The following is a 15465-nucleotide window of genomic DNA, read 5'->3' on the forward strand; positions in this document are numbered from 1 at the left end:
ATGACGGATGCGGCGAGGGTGCGCGCAGGATCCGAGACGGACCCTGCGCGCACCCTCGCCGCCGTCTGGCGGATGGAGTCGGCGAAGATCATCGCGACGCTCACCCGCCTGGTCGGCGACTTCCCCCTCGCCGAGGACCTGGCGCAGGAGGCGCTCGTGGACGCGCTCCGACAATGGCCGCAGGAGGGCGTTCCCCGCAATCCCGCCGCATGGCTCACCGCCGTCGCCAGGCGCAGGGCGATCGACGGCTGGCGGCGGAGGGAGCGTCTCGGCGAGCGCGTGGCGGCGATCACCCACGATCTGGAACGGGAGCAGGCGGATGCCTCCGCCGATCCCTGGGACCCGGACGCCGTCGGCGACGACGTCCTCCGGCTGATCTTCATCTCCTGTCACCCTGTTCTCTCCCGGGAGGGTCAGGTCGCGCTCACGCTCCGCGTCGTCGGGGGCCTGTCCACCGAGCAGATCGCCAGGGCGTTCATGATCCCGGTCGCGACCGTGCAGCAGCGCATCGTGCGCGCGAAGAGGACGCTGGCCGCGGCGAACGCGCCTTTCGAGGTCCCGCCCAGGCAGGAGCGGCCGCAGCGGCTGGGAGCCGTCCTCGGCGTGCTCTACCTGATCTTCAACGAGGGGCACGCGGCGTCCAGCGGGCCCGACTGGATGCGGCCGGAGCTCGGCTTCGAGGCGATCCGGCTCGCCAGGGTGCTCGCCGCGCTCCTTCCTCGTGCGCGGGAGCCGCTGAGCCTCGTCGCGCTGATGGAGCTCACCGCGGCCCGCTTCCCGGCGCGCACGGACGCGAACGGCGATCCCGTGCTCCTCGCCGACCAGGACCGGCGTCGGTGGGACCGCGACCGGATCGCGGCGGGACGCGCCGCCCTGGCCCGCGCGGACGCGCTCGGGGGAGGACGTACCGCGTACGGGCTGCAGGCGGCCATCGCGGAGTGCCATGCCGTGGCGTCGTCCGTGGAGGACACCGACTGGGAGCGCATCGTGCTGCTCTACGAGGCGCTCGGCCGGATCGCCCCTTCGCCCGTCGTCGATCTCAACCGCGCTGCCGCGATCGCGATGGCCACAGGGCCGGCATCCGCGCTCCGAGAGGTCGACCGGATCGCGGCATCCGGTGCGCTGAAGGGCTACCACCTGCTGCCGGCGACGCGCGGTGAGCTCCTCGTGCGCCTGGGACGATCGGACGAGGCGCAAGACGAGTTCGCGGCCGCTGCCCGGCTGGCGGGCAACGACCGCGAACGATCCCTGCTGGAGGCGAAGGCCGCCGAGGCTAGTCGTCGACCTTCTGGCCCCGGCCCACGATGAGGCCGTAGATCAGCAGCACGATGATCGCACCGCCGATCGCGAGCAGCCAGCTGCTGAGCTCGAAGAACCCGTCGATGCCCACGCCGAAGATGACCGATCCCAGCCAGCCGCCCAGGAGCGCGCCGACCACGCCGAGGAGCAGGGTCACGAACCAGCCGCCGCCCTGGCGCCCGGGCAGAATCAGCTTCGCGATCGCACCGGCGATCAGTCCGAGGAGGAGGAATCCGAGGAAGCTCATAGGGGGCTCCGTTTCTGTTGACGATGTCCCATCATGCGCGGAACGGCATGAACGCGGACAGCCCCTTGACAAAGCGAACGGCCCGCCTCCGAGGAGACGGGCCGTTCGCCGGAGCGCCGGAGTCAGTCGTTGCCGCGCAGGATCGCGAGGATGCGCAGGATCTCGACGTAGAGCCAGACGACCGTGACCATGATGCCGAAGGCGCCGACCCATCCGTATTTGCGCGGGGCGCCGTTGCGGACGCCCTGCTGGATCTGGTCGAAGTCCATCACGAGCGAGTAGGCGGCCATGAAGACGACGAGAATGCCGATGATGAGACCGAGCGGGATTCCCGCGATCTCGGCGCTGTAGAGGCCGAAGGCCTGACCGGCGGGAAGGACGCCCGTCCACATCAGGATGAGATTGAGCACCGAGAAGGCCAGGTAGCCGAACATCGCGATCATGACGATCTTGGTCATCTTCGCGGAGGCGCGGATCTTGCCGCTCGCGAAGAGCGCGAGCGTCACGCCGACGACGGCCACGGTCGCGAGCGTGGCCTGCATGACGACGCCGGGCCAGATGGTCTCGAAGAAGGCCGAGATCCCGCCGACGAACAGGCCCTCGAAGGCCGCGTAGGCGAAGATGAGCGCGGGGCGGACCTTCTTGCGGGACGTGAAGGTGACGACCATGGCGAGGACGAAGCCGCCGAGCGCGCCGAGCATCCAGGGGACGAGCGAGGCGTCGGTGTACGGCGTGGCGCGCAGACCGCCGAGGGTCCACACCCAGCCGATGGCGGCGGTCACGAGGAGGATGCCGAACAGGCCGGCCGTCTTCCAGACCGTGTCCTCGACGCTCATGCGGTCGGTCTCGATGGCGCCGGCGGCGGGCGCGGCGTACATGCCCTCCAGCTGGGCGTTGGCTGCGGCGTCCATGCTCGCGTGCTGGAAGGACGCTGCCTGCGCGCCCTGGGCGGCCTGCGGTGCGCCAGGATACGTCGCAACGTTCCGCGGATCCTGCTGCTGGAACGCCGGATTGTTGAATGCGAAGTTGCTCATCGTGGCCTCACTCCAAAGGGGGTCTCGTATCGCTTGTGTCCACGATACCGGGCCCGTTCGCAGGATGTGCTGTTCTACGCTGAGAGCATGCCCAGGAAGTCGCCGCTCATCATCGGACACCGCGGCGCCTGCGGCTATCGCCCTGAGCACAGCCGCTCGGCGTACGAGCTCGCGCTCGCGATGGGCGTGGACGCGGTCGAGCCGGATGTGGTGGCGACGAAGGACGGCGTGCTGGTGGTCCGGCACGAGAACGAGATCTCCGGCACGACGGACGTCGCCGAGCATCCGGAGTTCGCGGACCGGCGCACCACCAAGCGCGTGGACGGGCAGGAGCTCACCGGATGGTTCACCGAGGACTTCACCTGGGCGGAGCTGTCCGTCCTGCGCGTGCGGGAGCGCCTGCCGCAGCTGCGACCCTCCAGCGCCAGCTTCGATGACACCCAGCCGATCCTGCGCCTCATCGACGTCCTCGACATCGTCCGCAACGGGTCCGCCGACCACGGCCGCGAGATCGGCGTGGTGCTCGAGATCAAGCACGCGACCTATTTCGCGGATGCCGGTCTCGATCTCGTGCCGCTGATCGAACGCGATCTGCGGCTGGCCGGATGGGCGAAGGGGGAGCTGCCGCTCACGATCGAGTCCTTCGAGTCCACGGTCCTCGCACAGCTGCGCACTGCGAGGATCCCGGCCCTGTACGTCTATCTCATCGAGTCGTCCGGTCGTCCCTATGATCTGCGACGGGCGCAGGGCAAGGCGGCGCTGACGTACAAGGCGACCGTCGCACCGCGCGGGCTGGACGGTCTGGTCGGCTCCGTCGACGGGGTGAGCGTGAGCAAGAAGCTGCTGCTGGACAGGGGCAGCACGATCGTCGCCGACGCCCATGCGCGAGGTCTCGCCGTCTTCACCTGGACGTGCCGTCCCGAGAACGGCTTCCTCGCGCCGGAGTATCGCGGCGAGGGCGGGAAGGCGGCCTTCGGCGACTTCGAGTCCGAGTGGGACGTGATCGCGCGCACCGGCGTCGACGGCGTCTTCGTCGACCACCCGGATCTCGGGGTCGCCTTCTTCCGCGGATGATCCGTCCGGGTGCCGCGGTGTCTCGCTCCCGCGACGGTCAGCGGGTCCGCGTCGACGGCGGTGCGTAGCCGGATCCGGGAGGCTCGGCCGCACTGCCCCCGAGGATCGCAGACGCTCCGTGCGCGATGACGCTCGCGTCGGTGGCGACGGCGACCGTGCGGAAGCCGAGCTCGGCGAGCCTGTCGCCCCGGATCGGGTCGCCTGCGAAGGCTCCCGCGCGGACACCGGAACCGCGCGCGGCCGCGGCGATCCGGGGCAGGGGGTCGCCCGGATCGGCGGCGGCGAGAAGATCGGCCAGGGTCGTGCCGAGCGCGAGCGACAGGTCGAGCGGGCCCACGAGCACCCCCGACACGCCGCGCACCGCGAGGATGTCCTCGGCCGCGTCGAGCCCGGCGCGCGTCTCGAGCATGACCCACAGCTCGGCGTCGGCGTCATCCGCCGACGGCGGCTCCTCGCCCCAGAGCCCGGAGAGCGGCCCCCAGCTGCGACGGCCCAGCGGCGGGTAGTGCGCAGCGCGCACCGCCGACTCGGCCTGCTCGACCGTCTCGATCATCGGCACGATGACGATGTCGGCACCGGCGTCGAGTGCCCTCCCGATCATCGCGTCGGAGAGCGCGGCCACTCGGACGGCGATGAGGGGCCGCGCGGGCAGCAGGGCGAGCGCGCGCATCGTCGCCACCACCGCGGCGTCGTCGAACGCGCCGTGCTGGGCGTCGAGGCACAGCCAATCGAAGCCCGAGAGCGCCAGCTGAACCGTCGTCAGCGACTCCCCGAGCATGCACCAGGCGCCGTCCGTCCGCATCATCGTCTTCCTTCCGGTCAACTGCTCAGCTGCGTCGCAGCAGGCGGACGAGCACGTCCTCGCCGAACTCCAGCGCCTCGAGCGGCACCCGTTCGTCGACGCCGTGGAACATGCGGGGGAACGCGAAGTCGGCGGGCAGGCGCAGCGGGATGAACCCGTAGCCGTCGATGCCGATCCGGCGCAGGGGCTTCGCATCTGTGCCACCGGGGATCAGGTGCGGCAGCACGATCGCGCCCGGATCGGCCTCGGCGATGATCTGCTGCAGCTGGTCGACGACCCGGCCGGAGAAGGGGGCCTCGAAGGCGGGCAGCTCGAGGAGCATACGGATCTCGATCTCCGGCCCGACGACCTCCCGCACATGCGCGATCGCCGCCTCGGCGCGTCCGGGGATGTAGCGCAGGTCGACCGTGGCCGTCGCGCTCTCCGGGACGACGTTCTCCTTGTAGCCGGCCTGGATCCTCGTGACGTTCGACACCTCGCGAAGTCCTGCGCGGATGCGCGTGGCGCTCGGGCCGACGAGGTCGGCGAGCTCCTCCGGAGGCACGTCCGGGCCGGCGCCGCCGAGCTCGCGCAGCCGCTCCAGGAGCGCCGCGGTCGTGTCGCTCATGACGAGCGGCCATTCGATCTCGCCGACCCTGCGCACCGCCTCGGCGATCTTCAGAGCGGGATTGTCGACGGCGGGCAGCGAACCGTGCCCGGATTGGCCGCGGGCGAGCAGCTCGAGCCAGAGCACGCCTTTCTCGCCGGTGTTCATGAGGTACGCGCGCTGGCCTTCGACGGAGACGCTGTATCCGCCGCCTTCCCCGATGGCGGTCTCGACGCCGGCGAAGACCTCGGGGTGGGCGTCGACCATCCAGTCGGACCCGTTGTCGGTGCCGCCCTCCTCGTCGGCGAAGAACACGAGCACCACGTCGCGCGCCGGTCGGTATCCCTCCTCGACGAGGCGGGAGACGGAGGCGAGGATCATCGCCGCGAAGTTCTTCATGTCGACGGCGCCGCGGCCCCAGAGCATGCCGTCGGCGATGACGCCGGCGAACGGCGGGTATGTCCAGGTCGCGGGATCGGCGGGCACGACGTCGAGGTGCGCGTGCAGCATGAGAGCCGGCAGCGTGCGATCCACGCCGGCCCAGCGGGCGACGAGGTTGGTGCGTCCCGGAATCCGCTCGTACCGCGTCGAGGCGATGCCGATCCGGTCGAGGAACGCCTCGACATAGTCGGCCGCGACCGACTCCGGCTCGAAGCGGCCGCCTCCGTAGTTGGACGTGTCGATGCGGATGAGGTCGCGCGCGATCCGCACGACGGCGCTGAGGTGCTCGTCGGCCGGCTGCGGCTCCAGGGGCGCGGCCATCACGGCAGCAGGTTCCGAACGCTTTCGAGGGCTCCGGTGAATGCGAGCCGCAGCGCGGTGAACTCCTGCAGCACGCCGATGGTGTGGGCCCCTTCCTCGATCGCGAGCCGCTGCTCGGTCTCGCTCCACGCGGGCATCATCCACGGCTTGCCCGCTTCACGCGCCGCTCGGGCGATGCGGCGTATCGACCGGTCGCTGAAGTCGTCGAAGACGTAGCCGCCGCCTCCTCGTCGCGCGAACAGGTCGCCCGGGCCGATGAAGACGCCGTCGACGGTGTCGAGTGCGAGGATCGCCTCGATGTCGTCGAGCGCCGCCGGATCCTCGATCATCGGCAGGCAGAGGGTCTCGCGGTTGTGCCTCGGCGCCCATTCGGCGTCGAAGCCGACGTAGTCCATCGTGCGGCCGCCGGCGAGGCTGCGGTCGCCGAGTGGGGGCAGCTTCGCGAGCGAGCAGACCTCGGCGGCCTGGGCGACGTCGAGGATGTGCGGGATGATCACGCCGTCGGCGCCGAAGTCGAGCGCCTGCTGGATCGGCGCCCGTTCGGGCGCCCCGACCTTGACGAGCATCCTCATCCCGAGGGCCTTCACGAACGGGATCGTGCGGTTGAGGTCGGCGAGGTCGAAGTTGCCGTGCTCGACGTCGAAGATGACGGTGTCGTATCCGGCGCGGCTGACGATCTCGATCCCGGCCACGTGAGGGGTGCTGAACCAGGCAGCGAATTCGACGGCGGTCACTCGGCCGCGCTCCTTCCGGCGCTCGCGAGCGCATCGAGGGCCTCGAGATCCTCCGCGGGGAGGATCAGCTCGGCCAGGGTGGTCTCTCCGGCGCGTACCCGCGCCATGGCCGGGGGCTCCCAGGCCATCATGCCGCGCACGCGGTCGACGAGTCGCTCGAGCACGACGGGCTCGGCGAAGAGCACTCCGTTCTCGTCGGCCATGGCGATCATGCCGGGACGCACGCTCGCGCCGCCGATCGTGACGGGCACGTTGATGCCGCCCTGCACGGGACGATCCGGCTGGGTGCGCGTCGTGAGCGGGGCGAGCCCGGCGGCGAACACCGCCATGCCGCTCTCGCGCAGCTCGACGACGTCCGTCACGGTGCCCTGCACGGCCACGCCCACCGCGCCGCGCGCCGAGAAGGCGCCGGCGACGCCGCCGCCCACGCTCGCGTGCGTGGTGTTGTGGCCGTTGTCGATGACGACGAAGTCCCCGGGCTCGATGAGCATGGACATGTAGTGGACGAGGCGCGAGTCGGTGACGACGAGCTTCACCGTGACCACTCGGCCGACGGTGAGGCGCTCGGCTCCGGAGATGCGATGGATCCCCCGGGCGAATCCCTCCTCGAGGATGTGGCCGAAGGTCGGCAGATCGAGCCCGCGGAGGATCGCGATCAGATCGGCGTCGACGGCGGGCGCCGGGAGGACGCGCACCTCGGAGGCGACGCTCATGCCTTCGCCCCCACGCTCGAGAGGAAGGCGCGCAGTCGCGGATTGTCGCTGCCGTCGAACACCTCGTCGGGGGTGCCGACGACGCGGATCGCCCCTTCGGTCATGAAGACGACCCGGTCCGCGACGTCACGGGCGAATCCCATCTCATGGGTGACGATGATCATCGTCTGCCCCTGGGCGCTGAGCTCGCGCATGACGGCGAGCACGTCCTCGACGAGCTCGGGGTCCAGTGCGCTCGTCGGCTCGTCGAAGAGCAGGATCTCGGGGGCGCCGGCGAGCGCCCGAGCGATGGCGACGCGCTGCTGCTGGCCGCCGGAGAGCTCGAAGGGGTAGTGACCGGCGCGGTCGGCGAGGCCGACCCGCTCGAGGAGCGCGGTCGCCGCGGCGCGCGCCTCCTTCGGCCTGACGCCGCGCACGTGGATTGGCGCGTGCGCCACGTTCTCCAGGGCCGTCATGTGCGGGAAGAGGTTGAACTGCTGGAAGACCATGCCCAGCCGGGCTCGCTGGCGGGTGATCTCCCTGGGCGGCAGGTGCAGGATGCGGCCGTCGCGCACCTCGTAGCCCATGAGCTCGTCGCCGAGGTAGATCGAGCCGCTGTCGATGGACTCGAGCATGTTGAGGGTGCGCAGGAACGTCGACTTCCCCGCGCCGGAGGGGCCGATGAGGACGACGGTCTCGCCGTGGTCGACGTCGAGGGAGACGTCGTCGAGCACGAGGTTGTGCCCGAAGTGCTTGCTGACCCGGTGGGCCCGCAGGAGGGGGGCGTTCGCGGTCATCGTACGGTGCCTTCCGTGTCGGTCTCGGAGGGGGTGAGCGCTGCGGCCGCTGCGGGCGTGGGCGAGGCGGCGCCCGTCATGACGCGCCGGTTGAAGCCGCGGCCGAAGCGCTGCTCGAGGCGGCCCTGGAGGAAGTAGAGGACGGTCGTGCACACGAGGTACCAGATGCTGGCGACGATGAGCAGCGGGATGACCTTGCCGGTCGTCACGTAGATGCCCTGCGCCGTGTAGAAGAGGTCGGCGACGGCCATCACGGAGACGAGCGAGGTTCCCTTGAGCATGATGATGATCTGGTTGCCGGTGGGCGGCACGATCGCGCGCATGGCCTGCGGCAGCACGATCTGCAGGAAGCTCTTGCGGTTCGAGAGGCCGACGGACTGGGCGGCCTCGATCTGGCCGTGCGGCACGGCGAGGAGGCCGCCGCGCACGACCTCGCCCATGTATGCGGCCTCGTTGAGGCCGAGGCCCAGCAGGGCCGCCATGATCGGGCTGATGAGGTCGTTGGTGCTGGCGGTGAAGAACGGCTCCGAGCCCGGGAGCCCGATCTCGATCACCGGCAGGAAGATCGCGATGTTGTACCAGAAGATCAGCTGCACGAGCGTCGGGGTGCCGCGGAAGAACCAGACGTAGACGTTGCTCACACTGCTCACGAGCCTGTTGCTCGACATGCGGCCGGCCGCGAGCAGTATCCCGAGCACGATGCCGATGGCCATCGCGCCGACGGTCAGATAGATCGTGACCCACAGGCCCTGCATGATCGCCGGGAAGAAGAGGTACCCCGCGATGACCGGCCATTCGACGGTCGGGTTGCTGCCGAAGATCCACAGCACGGCGGCGGCGAGCAGGCCGACGGCGATCGTGGCCAGCCACTGCCCCGGCCGCTGTCGTCGTCGGGCGGTCGACACATCGACCGGTGCGGATGATGCGCTCATCTGGGTATACCTCCTCTTCTCGGGCGGGTGCTCGGTCAGTCCGTCAGGACATGTCCGCCATGTTGATGCCGAACTCGTCCATCGCGTTGCCCTCGATGCCGTACTTGGCGAGGAGCGCGTCGTACGTGCCGGCTTCGCGCAGGTAGTCGAAGACGGCCAGCATCGGGTCGATCAGGTCGCTGCCCTTGGGCGCCGACGCGCCGACCCAGAAGGGAGGGAAGCCGTTGTCGGTGCTGTTCGCCCCGGAGAGGACGAGGGTGTCGTCTCGCTGCGTGTAGTAGGTCAGTGGGATCTGCGAGGAGAACGCGGCGTCGGCACGGCCCGACTGAACCGCCAGGATGGCGCTGTCCTGGTCGGCGAAGAGCGCGATGTCGATCGGCTCGTCGCAGTCGGCCTGGGCCTCCTCGAGCACGGTCTGCGCGGTGCCGCCCTGAAGGGTCGCGATGGTGTGGCCGCAGGCCGTGATGAGCGAGTCGACGGTGTCCTCCGCCGTCTTCGGCTGGATGAACACCACGTACTCGGCGATCCAGTTGGCGAAGTCGTAGTTCTCCTGCGTCGCCGGGATGTCCGACAGCGGCGAGAGATTGAGATCGAAGCGGTCGCTCTCGAAGCCGGTGAAGACGTCGGAGATCGTGGGCACGAGCTCCACGTCGAAGTCGAGGCCGGTCGCCGTCTCGAATGCGTCTATGGCGTCCCAGATGAGGCCGGTGTCGGTGGTGCCGTCGGTGTCCTTGTAGGAATAGGGCGGCAGGGTGATGGTCGCGGCGCGCACGACGCCCGACTCGATGACGTCGGCAGGGAACAGATCCTGCAGTTCCTGGCTGAACTCGGGCATGGGGATGTCCGAGGCGGGCCCGGACTCCTCCGCGCTCGGCTCGGCGGTGCTCGGGGAGCAGGCGGCGAGGGTGAGCAGCGAGAGGGTGGCGACGCCGGCGACGGCGGTGCGGACGAGAGTGGTGCGAGTGGCCATGCGGCCTCCTCCTTCAGGGCTGTGGAGCTCGGGTGGTTGGGGATGATGCAACCCTCACTGTAGACAGGTTCATGTTTCCTTCGTGTAACATAAACGTACCTGAAACCTAACTTTACTAAACAATCCGTTTCAAAAACCTTACTTCGAGAGAGGTGTCCTGTGTCTGAACAGCGCTACGAGGGTCCGATCATCGACGCCCACACCCACCTCTGGGACCTGTCCATGGGCAAGCACCCCTGGCTGCAGCCGTCCGGGGGCTTCGGCCCTCCCGGGCGACTCGACCGGCTGAAGGGCAAGGACTACCTGCTCGAGCACTATCGCTCCGACATCGCGGGCACCGGCGTCATCGGCTCTGTGCACGTCGAGGCGCTCTGGGATGCCGCGGCGAGCCCCGTCGAGGAGACTCGCTGGCTGGAGACCCTCGACGGAGGGGACTTCGCCTCCCGCTATGTCGGCGGCATCGTCTTCGGTCGTGAGGACACGACGGAGATCCTGCGGGAGCAGGCGTCGTTCGAGCGCATGCGCGGCGTGCGGCAGGTGATCGCGTGGACGCCGAACCCCGACCGCCGGATGGCTGCCGAGGCCGACATCACCCGTGGCGAGGCCTGGCGGGCGGCGATCGCCACGCTGCTCGAGCACGATCTGCACCTCGAGCTGCTGCTCTACCCGCAGCAGGCCGAGAACGTCGCCGAGCTCGCCCGCGACTTCCCCGCCCTGACGATCGTGGTGAACCACATCGGCAGCCCCATCGAGCAGGACGCCGCCGGCCTCGCGCGCTGGCGCGCCGCGATCGGCACCATGGCGGCATCGCCCAACGTCATGATGAAGCTCTCCGCCGCGGCCGCCTACCCCGAGGAGAAGTCGGTCGAGGCGATGCGCCCCTTCGTGCTGCCGATCGTCGAGGAGTTCGGCGCCGAGCGCGTCCTGTGGGGCAGCGACTTCCCGGTCGGCGCGCTCGTCGGATGGAGCTACGCCGACTACCTCGAAGCGTACCGGGCCCTGCTCGACGAGCGGTCTGCCGAGGAGCAGCGTGCCATCCTGTTCGACACCGCGAACCGGCTCTACCGCTTCGGGTTCTGACGCGCAGCCGCCGCTTCGCGATCGGCGGACGACCTCGTCCGCCGCGTCCTCGAGGCGACGCCGATGCCGGACCTCCGCCCGGAGGGCCTAGTGCTCTCCGGCGCCGGCGAGCGCCGCCAGCATCCGCTCGGCGACTCCCTCGGGCTCCTCGCGGACGATGACGATCGAGGTCTCGGTCTGCTGCACGCCGGGGATCGCCCAGATCTCCCCGGTGAGGATGCGACGCAGGTCGTCGAATCCGTGTGCGCGTATCTTCACCACCATGTCCGATCCGCCCGTGATGACGCTGATCTCCTCGACCCCGCGCACTCCGAGCAGCGCATCGAAGACGGCGCCCTGGTCCTGTTCCACGGCCCGGTCGATCGAGAGGTAGGCGACGGTGGAGTAGCCGAGCACCTCCCAGTCGATGTCGACGCTGAAGCCCCGGATGACGCCCTTCGCCTTGAGTCGTGCGATGCGGTCGGCGACGGCGGGGGAGGACATGCCGAGCACCTCGGCGAGATGCCGCTGCGCGACGCGCGCGTCGCGCGAGAGCTCGATGAGCAGCTGCGCGTCGATGGCATCGAGCTCGACCTCCGGCTCCGAGGGGCGGATGCGATCGACGATGCTCTTGAGCGGTGACGTGGCATCTTCGGTCATCAGTGCATCCCCTCGGATGTGGCGGCTCGGCTCGAACGACCCTCTCGCCTTCGAATGGAAGGCCGGGCGAGAGTGAAACCTACCACAATCGTGTTTCCGACCCCCGTCGGACTGCGCGAGCGGTGTGATCGACGGTGTCCCGCAGCCGCGGCGCCCAGAGCAGCGTCGCAAGGGCCAGGACTCCGGTGAGGGCGAGGGCGCCGAGCGCCGCCGGGACGACGCCGGTCGCGTTGCCGACCCAGCCGACCGACAGCACGACGAGTGCGGCGGCCGCATAGGTGACGGCCGCGTAGAGCGAGGAGAGCGCGCCGTGCCGGGCGGGCGCCGCGCCGCGGGTCAGCGTGACGAGCCCCGCCCGGTAGGAGAGTCCGATGCCGACGCCGAGCAGTGCGAAGCCGGGCAGAGCCAGGGCGTCGATGCGCAGCGCGGCGCCGCCGATCACGCCGGCCGCTCCGACCGCCATGGCGAGCAGGCCGCTGGCCCAGGGGGCGATGCGGGCGATCCCCGGGCTCATCAGCTGGGCGACGGCGCTGGCGCCGAGCAGCAGGGCGGGGCCTGCGGCGCGCACGATCGGCTGGTCGAGATCGGCGAAGATCGTGGCGCCGAAGACGATCGCCACGCTCACGCCGACCCAGCCGACGCAGCCGGTGGCGAGCATCCGCACCGCGTGCGCATCGATCCGGACGGAGGCGACGTCGTCCACGACGCGGTCGAGCGCCGACCGGTTGATCGCGCGCCGCAGCCATAGCACTATGGCCGTCGCGAGGAGCAGGGCCGTGACGATCGTCGCATGGCCGAGGGCGACGGCCTGAGGGGAGGCGTCCGCAAGACGGGTGACGATGAATTGAGAGGCGGCCGTGCCGAGGACGGCGCCGACGAGGTTTCCCGTGGCTGCGAGGGCCCGGCCCTGGGCGCCGATCGCGGCGACGACGAGAGCGGCCGCTGCGCCGGTGGCCAGGCCGCCGGCGACGCCGGCGACGGCACGGCCGAGCAGGAGGGACCATTCCGCGGCGTGGGCGAGCAGCAGATCGGAGCCGATCGCGATCGCCATGCCCGTGAGCAGCAGCGGCGCAGCGCGGCGTGCGAAGCGCGGCCGGGCGAGCAGCAGCAGTACGAAGACCAGCACCGTCACATAGCTGACGAAGGTCAGCGAGAGCAGGATCGGCTCGAGATCGAGCAGATCGCGGTAGACGGGCAGCAGCGGATTGACCGCGTTGGTACCGGCGAGCAGTGCGGCGAAGGAGACGGCGACGAGCGCCGCCTGCGTCGACGCGGCAGTGCGTCCGAGCGTGGAATTCGGGTCCGGTGCCATGAGTTCCTCACTAGGAAAGCAGAATCGTGCTATTTTTCTCATATTCTAAACTAGTCGAGAGCTTGAGCCGAACTTCGAAAGGTCTCCGTTTCTATGCCCATGTCCTTCGCCCGTCGGATGGAGCGAGTGCGTCCCTCCGCCATCCGCGAGCTGCTCAAGCACGGCGCCGATCCCGGGCTCATCTCGTTCGGCGGCGGCTATCCCGATCAGCGGATGTTCCCGGTCGACGATCTGCGCGCGGCGCTCGACGGCCTCCTGCGCCCCGGACGCGCCGACAGCCTGCAGTACACGGCGTCCGACGGGCTTCCCCGGCTGCGTACGCAGATCGCCGAGCGGATGAGCGCAGCCGGGACCCCCACGGGAGCCGATGACGTGCTCGTGCTCAGCGGCGGCCAGCAGGGACTCGACCTCGTCGCCAAACTGCTCATCGATGCGGGCGACACGGTCATCGTGGAGAATCCCACGTTCCTCGGGGCGCTCATCGCGTTCGCGCCCTTCGAGCCCGATCACGCCGCCGTGCGCATCGACGGCGAGGGCATGGACACCGAGCACCTCGAACAGGTGCTACGAGACAATCCGCGCGCGAAGCTCATCTACACGGTGCCCGACTTCCACAACCCGACGGGCGTGACGATGAGTCTCGAGCGCCGCCGCCGACTCATCGACCTCGCCAACGAGTACGACGTGCTCGTGCTCGAGGACAGCCCCTACCGCGAGCTCCGCTTCGAGGGCGAGCAGCCGCCCACTCTGCGCAGTCTCGACACCGAGGGCCGTGTCGTACATCTCAGCAGCTTCTCGAAGATCCTCGCCCCCGGGCTGAGGCTCGGCTGGCTGACCGCCTCGTCGACCGTGCGCGAGAAGCTCGGCCTGCTCAAGCTCGCCGCCGACACCCAGTCGGGCACGCTGGCGATGGCGGCGGCCGCCGCCTATCTGGAGGACCACGATCTCGACGCGCACGTCGAGCGGCTGCGCGACGCGTACCGGGTCAAGCGCGACCTCATGATCCGGACGATCGACGAGACGTTCCCCGAGACCGTCGAACGCACCTATCCGTCCGGCGGTCTCTTCACCTGGCTGACGTTCCCCGACGGCTTCGACTCGGCACGGTTCATGGCCGAGGTCGCCGTGCCGATCGCGAAGGTCGCCTACGTGCCGGGGGCGACCTTCTTCGCCACGGATCCGCGACCGAACCACGCCAGGGTCAACTTCTCCAGTGCCACCGAGGAGCAGATCGTCGAGGGCATCTCACGGCTCGGCCTCGAACTGCACCGCGTCCTCGACACCCCCCAGGAGCTCAGCGCATGACCGTCCTCCCCGAACTCGCCGCCGCCATCGACGCCCTGCCGCTCGTCGACCATCACGTGCACAGCGTGCTGCGCGCCCCGCTCGCCGAAGCCGACCTGCTCGGCGCGCTCACCGAGGCCGACCATCCGATCGGCCGTCAGGGCACGTTCGACACCCAGATCGGCTTCGCCGTGCGCCGCTACTGCGCGCCCCTGCTCGGCCTCGAGCCCTTCGCGACGGCCGACGACTACCTCCGAGAGCGCGAGTCCCTCGGCTTCGAGGAGGCCACCCGTCGTCTGCTGCAGGACTCCGGCATCACCACGTACCTCATTGACGGCGGTTTCAACCCCGAAGCGCTCCTGCCGGTCGAGCGGATGATGGAGCTCGCGGGCGGCGCGCGCGCGGAGGCGATCATCCGTCTCGAGACGACGGCCGAGGCGGTCATGGCCGCATCGTCGTCGGGCGCGGATTTCCTCGAGCGCCTGCATCCGGCGCTCGAGATGGCTGGCGAGGGCGCGGTGGGCTGGAAGACCGTCGCCGCCTATCGCACGGGTCTCGACCTCGAGGCGGCGAAGCCGACCGATGCAGAGGTCGCCGCCGCGGCGGACGCGTGGTTCGCCCTGGGCGAGCCCGGCCGGCCCGCCCGGCTGGCGGACGCGGTGATCGTGCGCCACCTCGTCTGGTGGGCGCTCGAACGCGGCGACGTGCTGCAGGTGCACGCGGGCTTCGGGAACACCAATCTGCGCCTCGAGACGGCCAACCCCGCCGTGATGCAGCCGCTCGTCGCGGCTACGCAGCGCACGGGGGGCCGCATCGTCTTCCTGCACTGCTACCCCTATCTGCGCGAGGCCGGCTTCCTCGCGCAGATCTATCCGCATGTCTTCCTCGACGCGGGGCTGTCGATCAACTACCTGGGCGCCAACGCCGACAGCGTCGTGCGGGAGACCCTCGACCTGGCGCCGTTCGGCAAGGTGCTCTTCTCGAGCGATGCGTGGGGCCTCCCCGAGCTCGTGCAGCTCGGGGCGAGGCTCTGGCGCGACGCCACCGCCCGGGTGCTCTCCGACTACATGACCGTGCACGGCTGGCCGCTCGCCGAGGCTGTGCGCGTCGGGGAGCTCGTCGCCTGGCGCAACGCCGAGACCCTCTATGGCAGGGCCTTCCCGACGGCGCGCTGAACCGGACCGATCGCGCCTCCTGCGGCCTCTGGGCCCTCCTCCGCGA

Annotated in this window: 16 protein-coding genes; 5 read left to right on the top strand and 11 right to left on the bottom strand. The window is 70.0% G+C overall.

What is annotated here, in order from left to right; genetic code table 11:
- Positions 1-1308, top strand: coding sequence for an RNA polymerase sigma factor (locus ACYVGQ_RS12970; protein ID WP_460785056.1), 1308 nt, complete (start codon positions 1-3; stop codon positions 1306-1308).
- On the opposite strand, the gene ACYVGQ_RS12975 is transcribed toward ACYVGQ_RS12970, so the two are convergent.
- Together ACYVGQ_RS12975 and ACYVGQ_RS12980 are read right to left on the bottom strand one after the other, a co-directional pair.
- The gene (locus ACYVGQ_RS12975; protein ID WP_460785057.1) at positions 1274-1546 is read right to left on the bottom strand and encodes a GlsB/YeaQ/YmgE family stress response membrane protein; all 273 of its coding nucleotides are present in this window, start codon (positions 1544-1546) and stop codon (positions 1274-1276) included. The two genes, ACYVGQ_RS12970 and ACYVGQ_RS12975, sit on opposite strands and share 35 nt — an antisense overlap.
- A gap of 122 nt (positions 1547-1668) precedes the next feature.
- Positions 1669-2580: a Bax inhibitor-1/YccA family protein gene (locus ACYVGQ_RS12980; protein WP_460785059.1), complete on the bottom strand. Its 912-nt coding sequence runs from the start codon at positions 2578-2580 to the stop codon at positions 1669-1671.
- An 87-nt stretch (positions 2581-2667) separates the two neighbouring features.
- On the opposite strand from ACYVGQ_RS12980, the gene ACYVGQ_RS12985 reads away from it, so the two are divergent.
- Positions 2668-3654, top strand: a complete 987-nt coding sequence (locus tag ACYVGQ_RS12985) for a glycerophosphodiester phosphodiesterase family protein (RefSeq protein ID WP_460785060.1) — start codon at positions 2668-2670, stop codon at positions 3652-3654.
- Between the two features lie 37 nt (positions 3655-3691).
- Here ACYVGQ_RS12985 and ACYVGQ_RS12990 read toward each other — a convergent pair whose 3' ends face one another.
- From ACYVGQ_RS12990 to ACYVGQ_RS13020, 7 genes are read right to left on the bottom strand one after another with little or no spacing between them, the layout of a single operon-like run.
- Positions 3692-4459: an HpcH/HpaI aldolase family protein gene (locus ACYVGQ_RS12990; protein ID WP_460785061.1), complete on the bottom strand. Its 768-nt coding sequence runs from the start codon at positions 4457-4459 to the stop codon at positions 3692-3694.
- A 22-nt stretch (positions 4460-4481) separates the two neighbouring features.
- Entirely contained in the window at positions 4482-5804 is a 1323-nt protein-coding gene (locus ACYVGQ_RS12995) for a M20/M25/M40 family metallo-hydrolase (protein ID WP_460785461.1), read from the bottom strand.
- Complete coding sequence (locus ACYVGQ_RS13000) at positions 5804-6538, bottom strand: HpcH/HpaI aldolase family protein (RefSeq protein ID WP_460785062.1); 735 nt, start codon at positions 6536-6538, stop codon at positions 5804-5806. The genes ACYVGQ_RS12995 and ACYVGQ_RS13000 overlap by 1 nt, the downstream gene beginning before the upstream one ends.
- Entirely contained in the window at positions 6535-7251 is a 717-nt protein-coding gene (locus tag ACYVGQ_RS13005) for an RraA family protein (protein WP_460785063.1), read from the bottom strand. The genes ACYVGQ_RS13000 and ACYVGQ_RS13005 overlap by 4 nt, the downstream gene beginning before the upstream one ends.
- Positions 7248-8027, bottom strand: a complete 780-nt coding sequence (locus ACYVGQ_RS13010; RefSeq protein ID WP_460785064.1) for an amino acid ABC transporter ATP-binding protein — start codon at positions 8025-8027, stop codon at positions 7248-7250. Before ACYVGQ_RS13010 ends, ACYVGQ_RS13005 begins: the two co-directional genes overlap by 4 nt.
- Positions 8024-8959 (bottom strand): amino acid ABC transporter permease, encoded by a 936-nt coding sequence (locus ACYVGQ_RS13015; RefSeq protein ID WP_460785065.1) that lies wholly within the window; start codon positions 8957-8959, stop codon positions 8024-8026. The genes ACYVGQ_RS13010 and ACYVGQ_RS13015 overlap by 4 nt, the downstream gene beginning before the upstream one ends.
- 43 nt (positions 8960-9002) lie before the next feature.
- Entirely contained in the window at positions 9003-9929 is a 927-nt protein-coding gene (locus ACYVGQ_RS13020; RefSeq protein ID WP_460785066.1) for a transporter substrate-binding domain-containing protein, read from the bottom strand.
- A gap of 159 nt (positions 9930-10088) precedes the next feature.
- Between ACYVGQ_RS13020 and ACYVGQ_RS13025 the strand changes: the two genes are divergently transcribed.
- Positions 10089-11009, top strand: coding sequence for an amidohydrolase family protein (locus ACYVGQ_RS13025; RefSeq protein ID WP_460785067.1), 921 nt, complete (start codon positions 10089-10091; stop codon positions 11007-11009).
- An 87-nt stretch (positions 11010-11096) separates the two neighbouring features.
- On the opposite strand, the gene ACYVGQ_RS13030 is transcribed toward ACYVGQ_RS13025, so the two are convergent.
- On the bottom strand, positions 11097-11648 hold the full coding sequence (locus ACYVGQ_RS13030) for an Lrp/AsnC family transcriptional regulator (RefSeq protein ID WP_460785068.1): 552 nt from the start codon (positions 11646-11648) through the stop codon (positions 11097-11099).
- Positions 11649-11727: 79 nt separating this feature from the next.
- Complete coding sequence (locus ACYVGQ_RS13035; RefSeq protein ID WP_460785069.1) at positions 11728-12960, bottom strand: MFS transporter; 1233 nt, start codon at positions 12958-12960, stop codon at positions 11728-11730.
- 93 nt (positions 12961-13053) lie between these two features.
- Here ACYVGQ_RS13035 and ACYVGQ_RS13040 point away from each other — a divergent pair, with 93 nt between their 5' ends.
- Positions 13054-14265: an aminotransferase-like domain-containing protein gene (locus ACYVGQ_RS13040; RefSeq protein ID WP_460785070.1), complete on the top strand. Its 1212-nt coding sequence runs from the start codon at positions 13054-13056 to the stop codon at positions 14263-14265.
- The gene (locus ACYVGQ_RS13045; protein WP_460785071.1) at positions 14262-15419 is read left to right on the top strand and encodes an amidohydrolase family protein; all 1158 of its coding nucleotides are present in this window, start codon (positions 14262-14264) and stop codon (positions 15417-15419) included. The genes ACYVGQ_RS13040 and ACYVGQ_RS13045 overlap by 4 nt, the downstream gene beginning before the upstream one ends.
- Positions 15420-15465 lie beyond the last annotated feature (46 nt).

It is taken from the genome of Microbacterium tumbae (assembly GCF_054780175.1).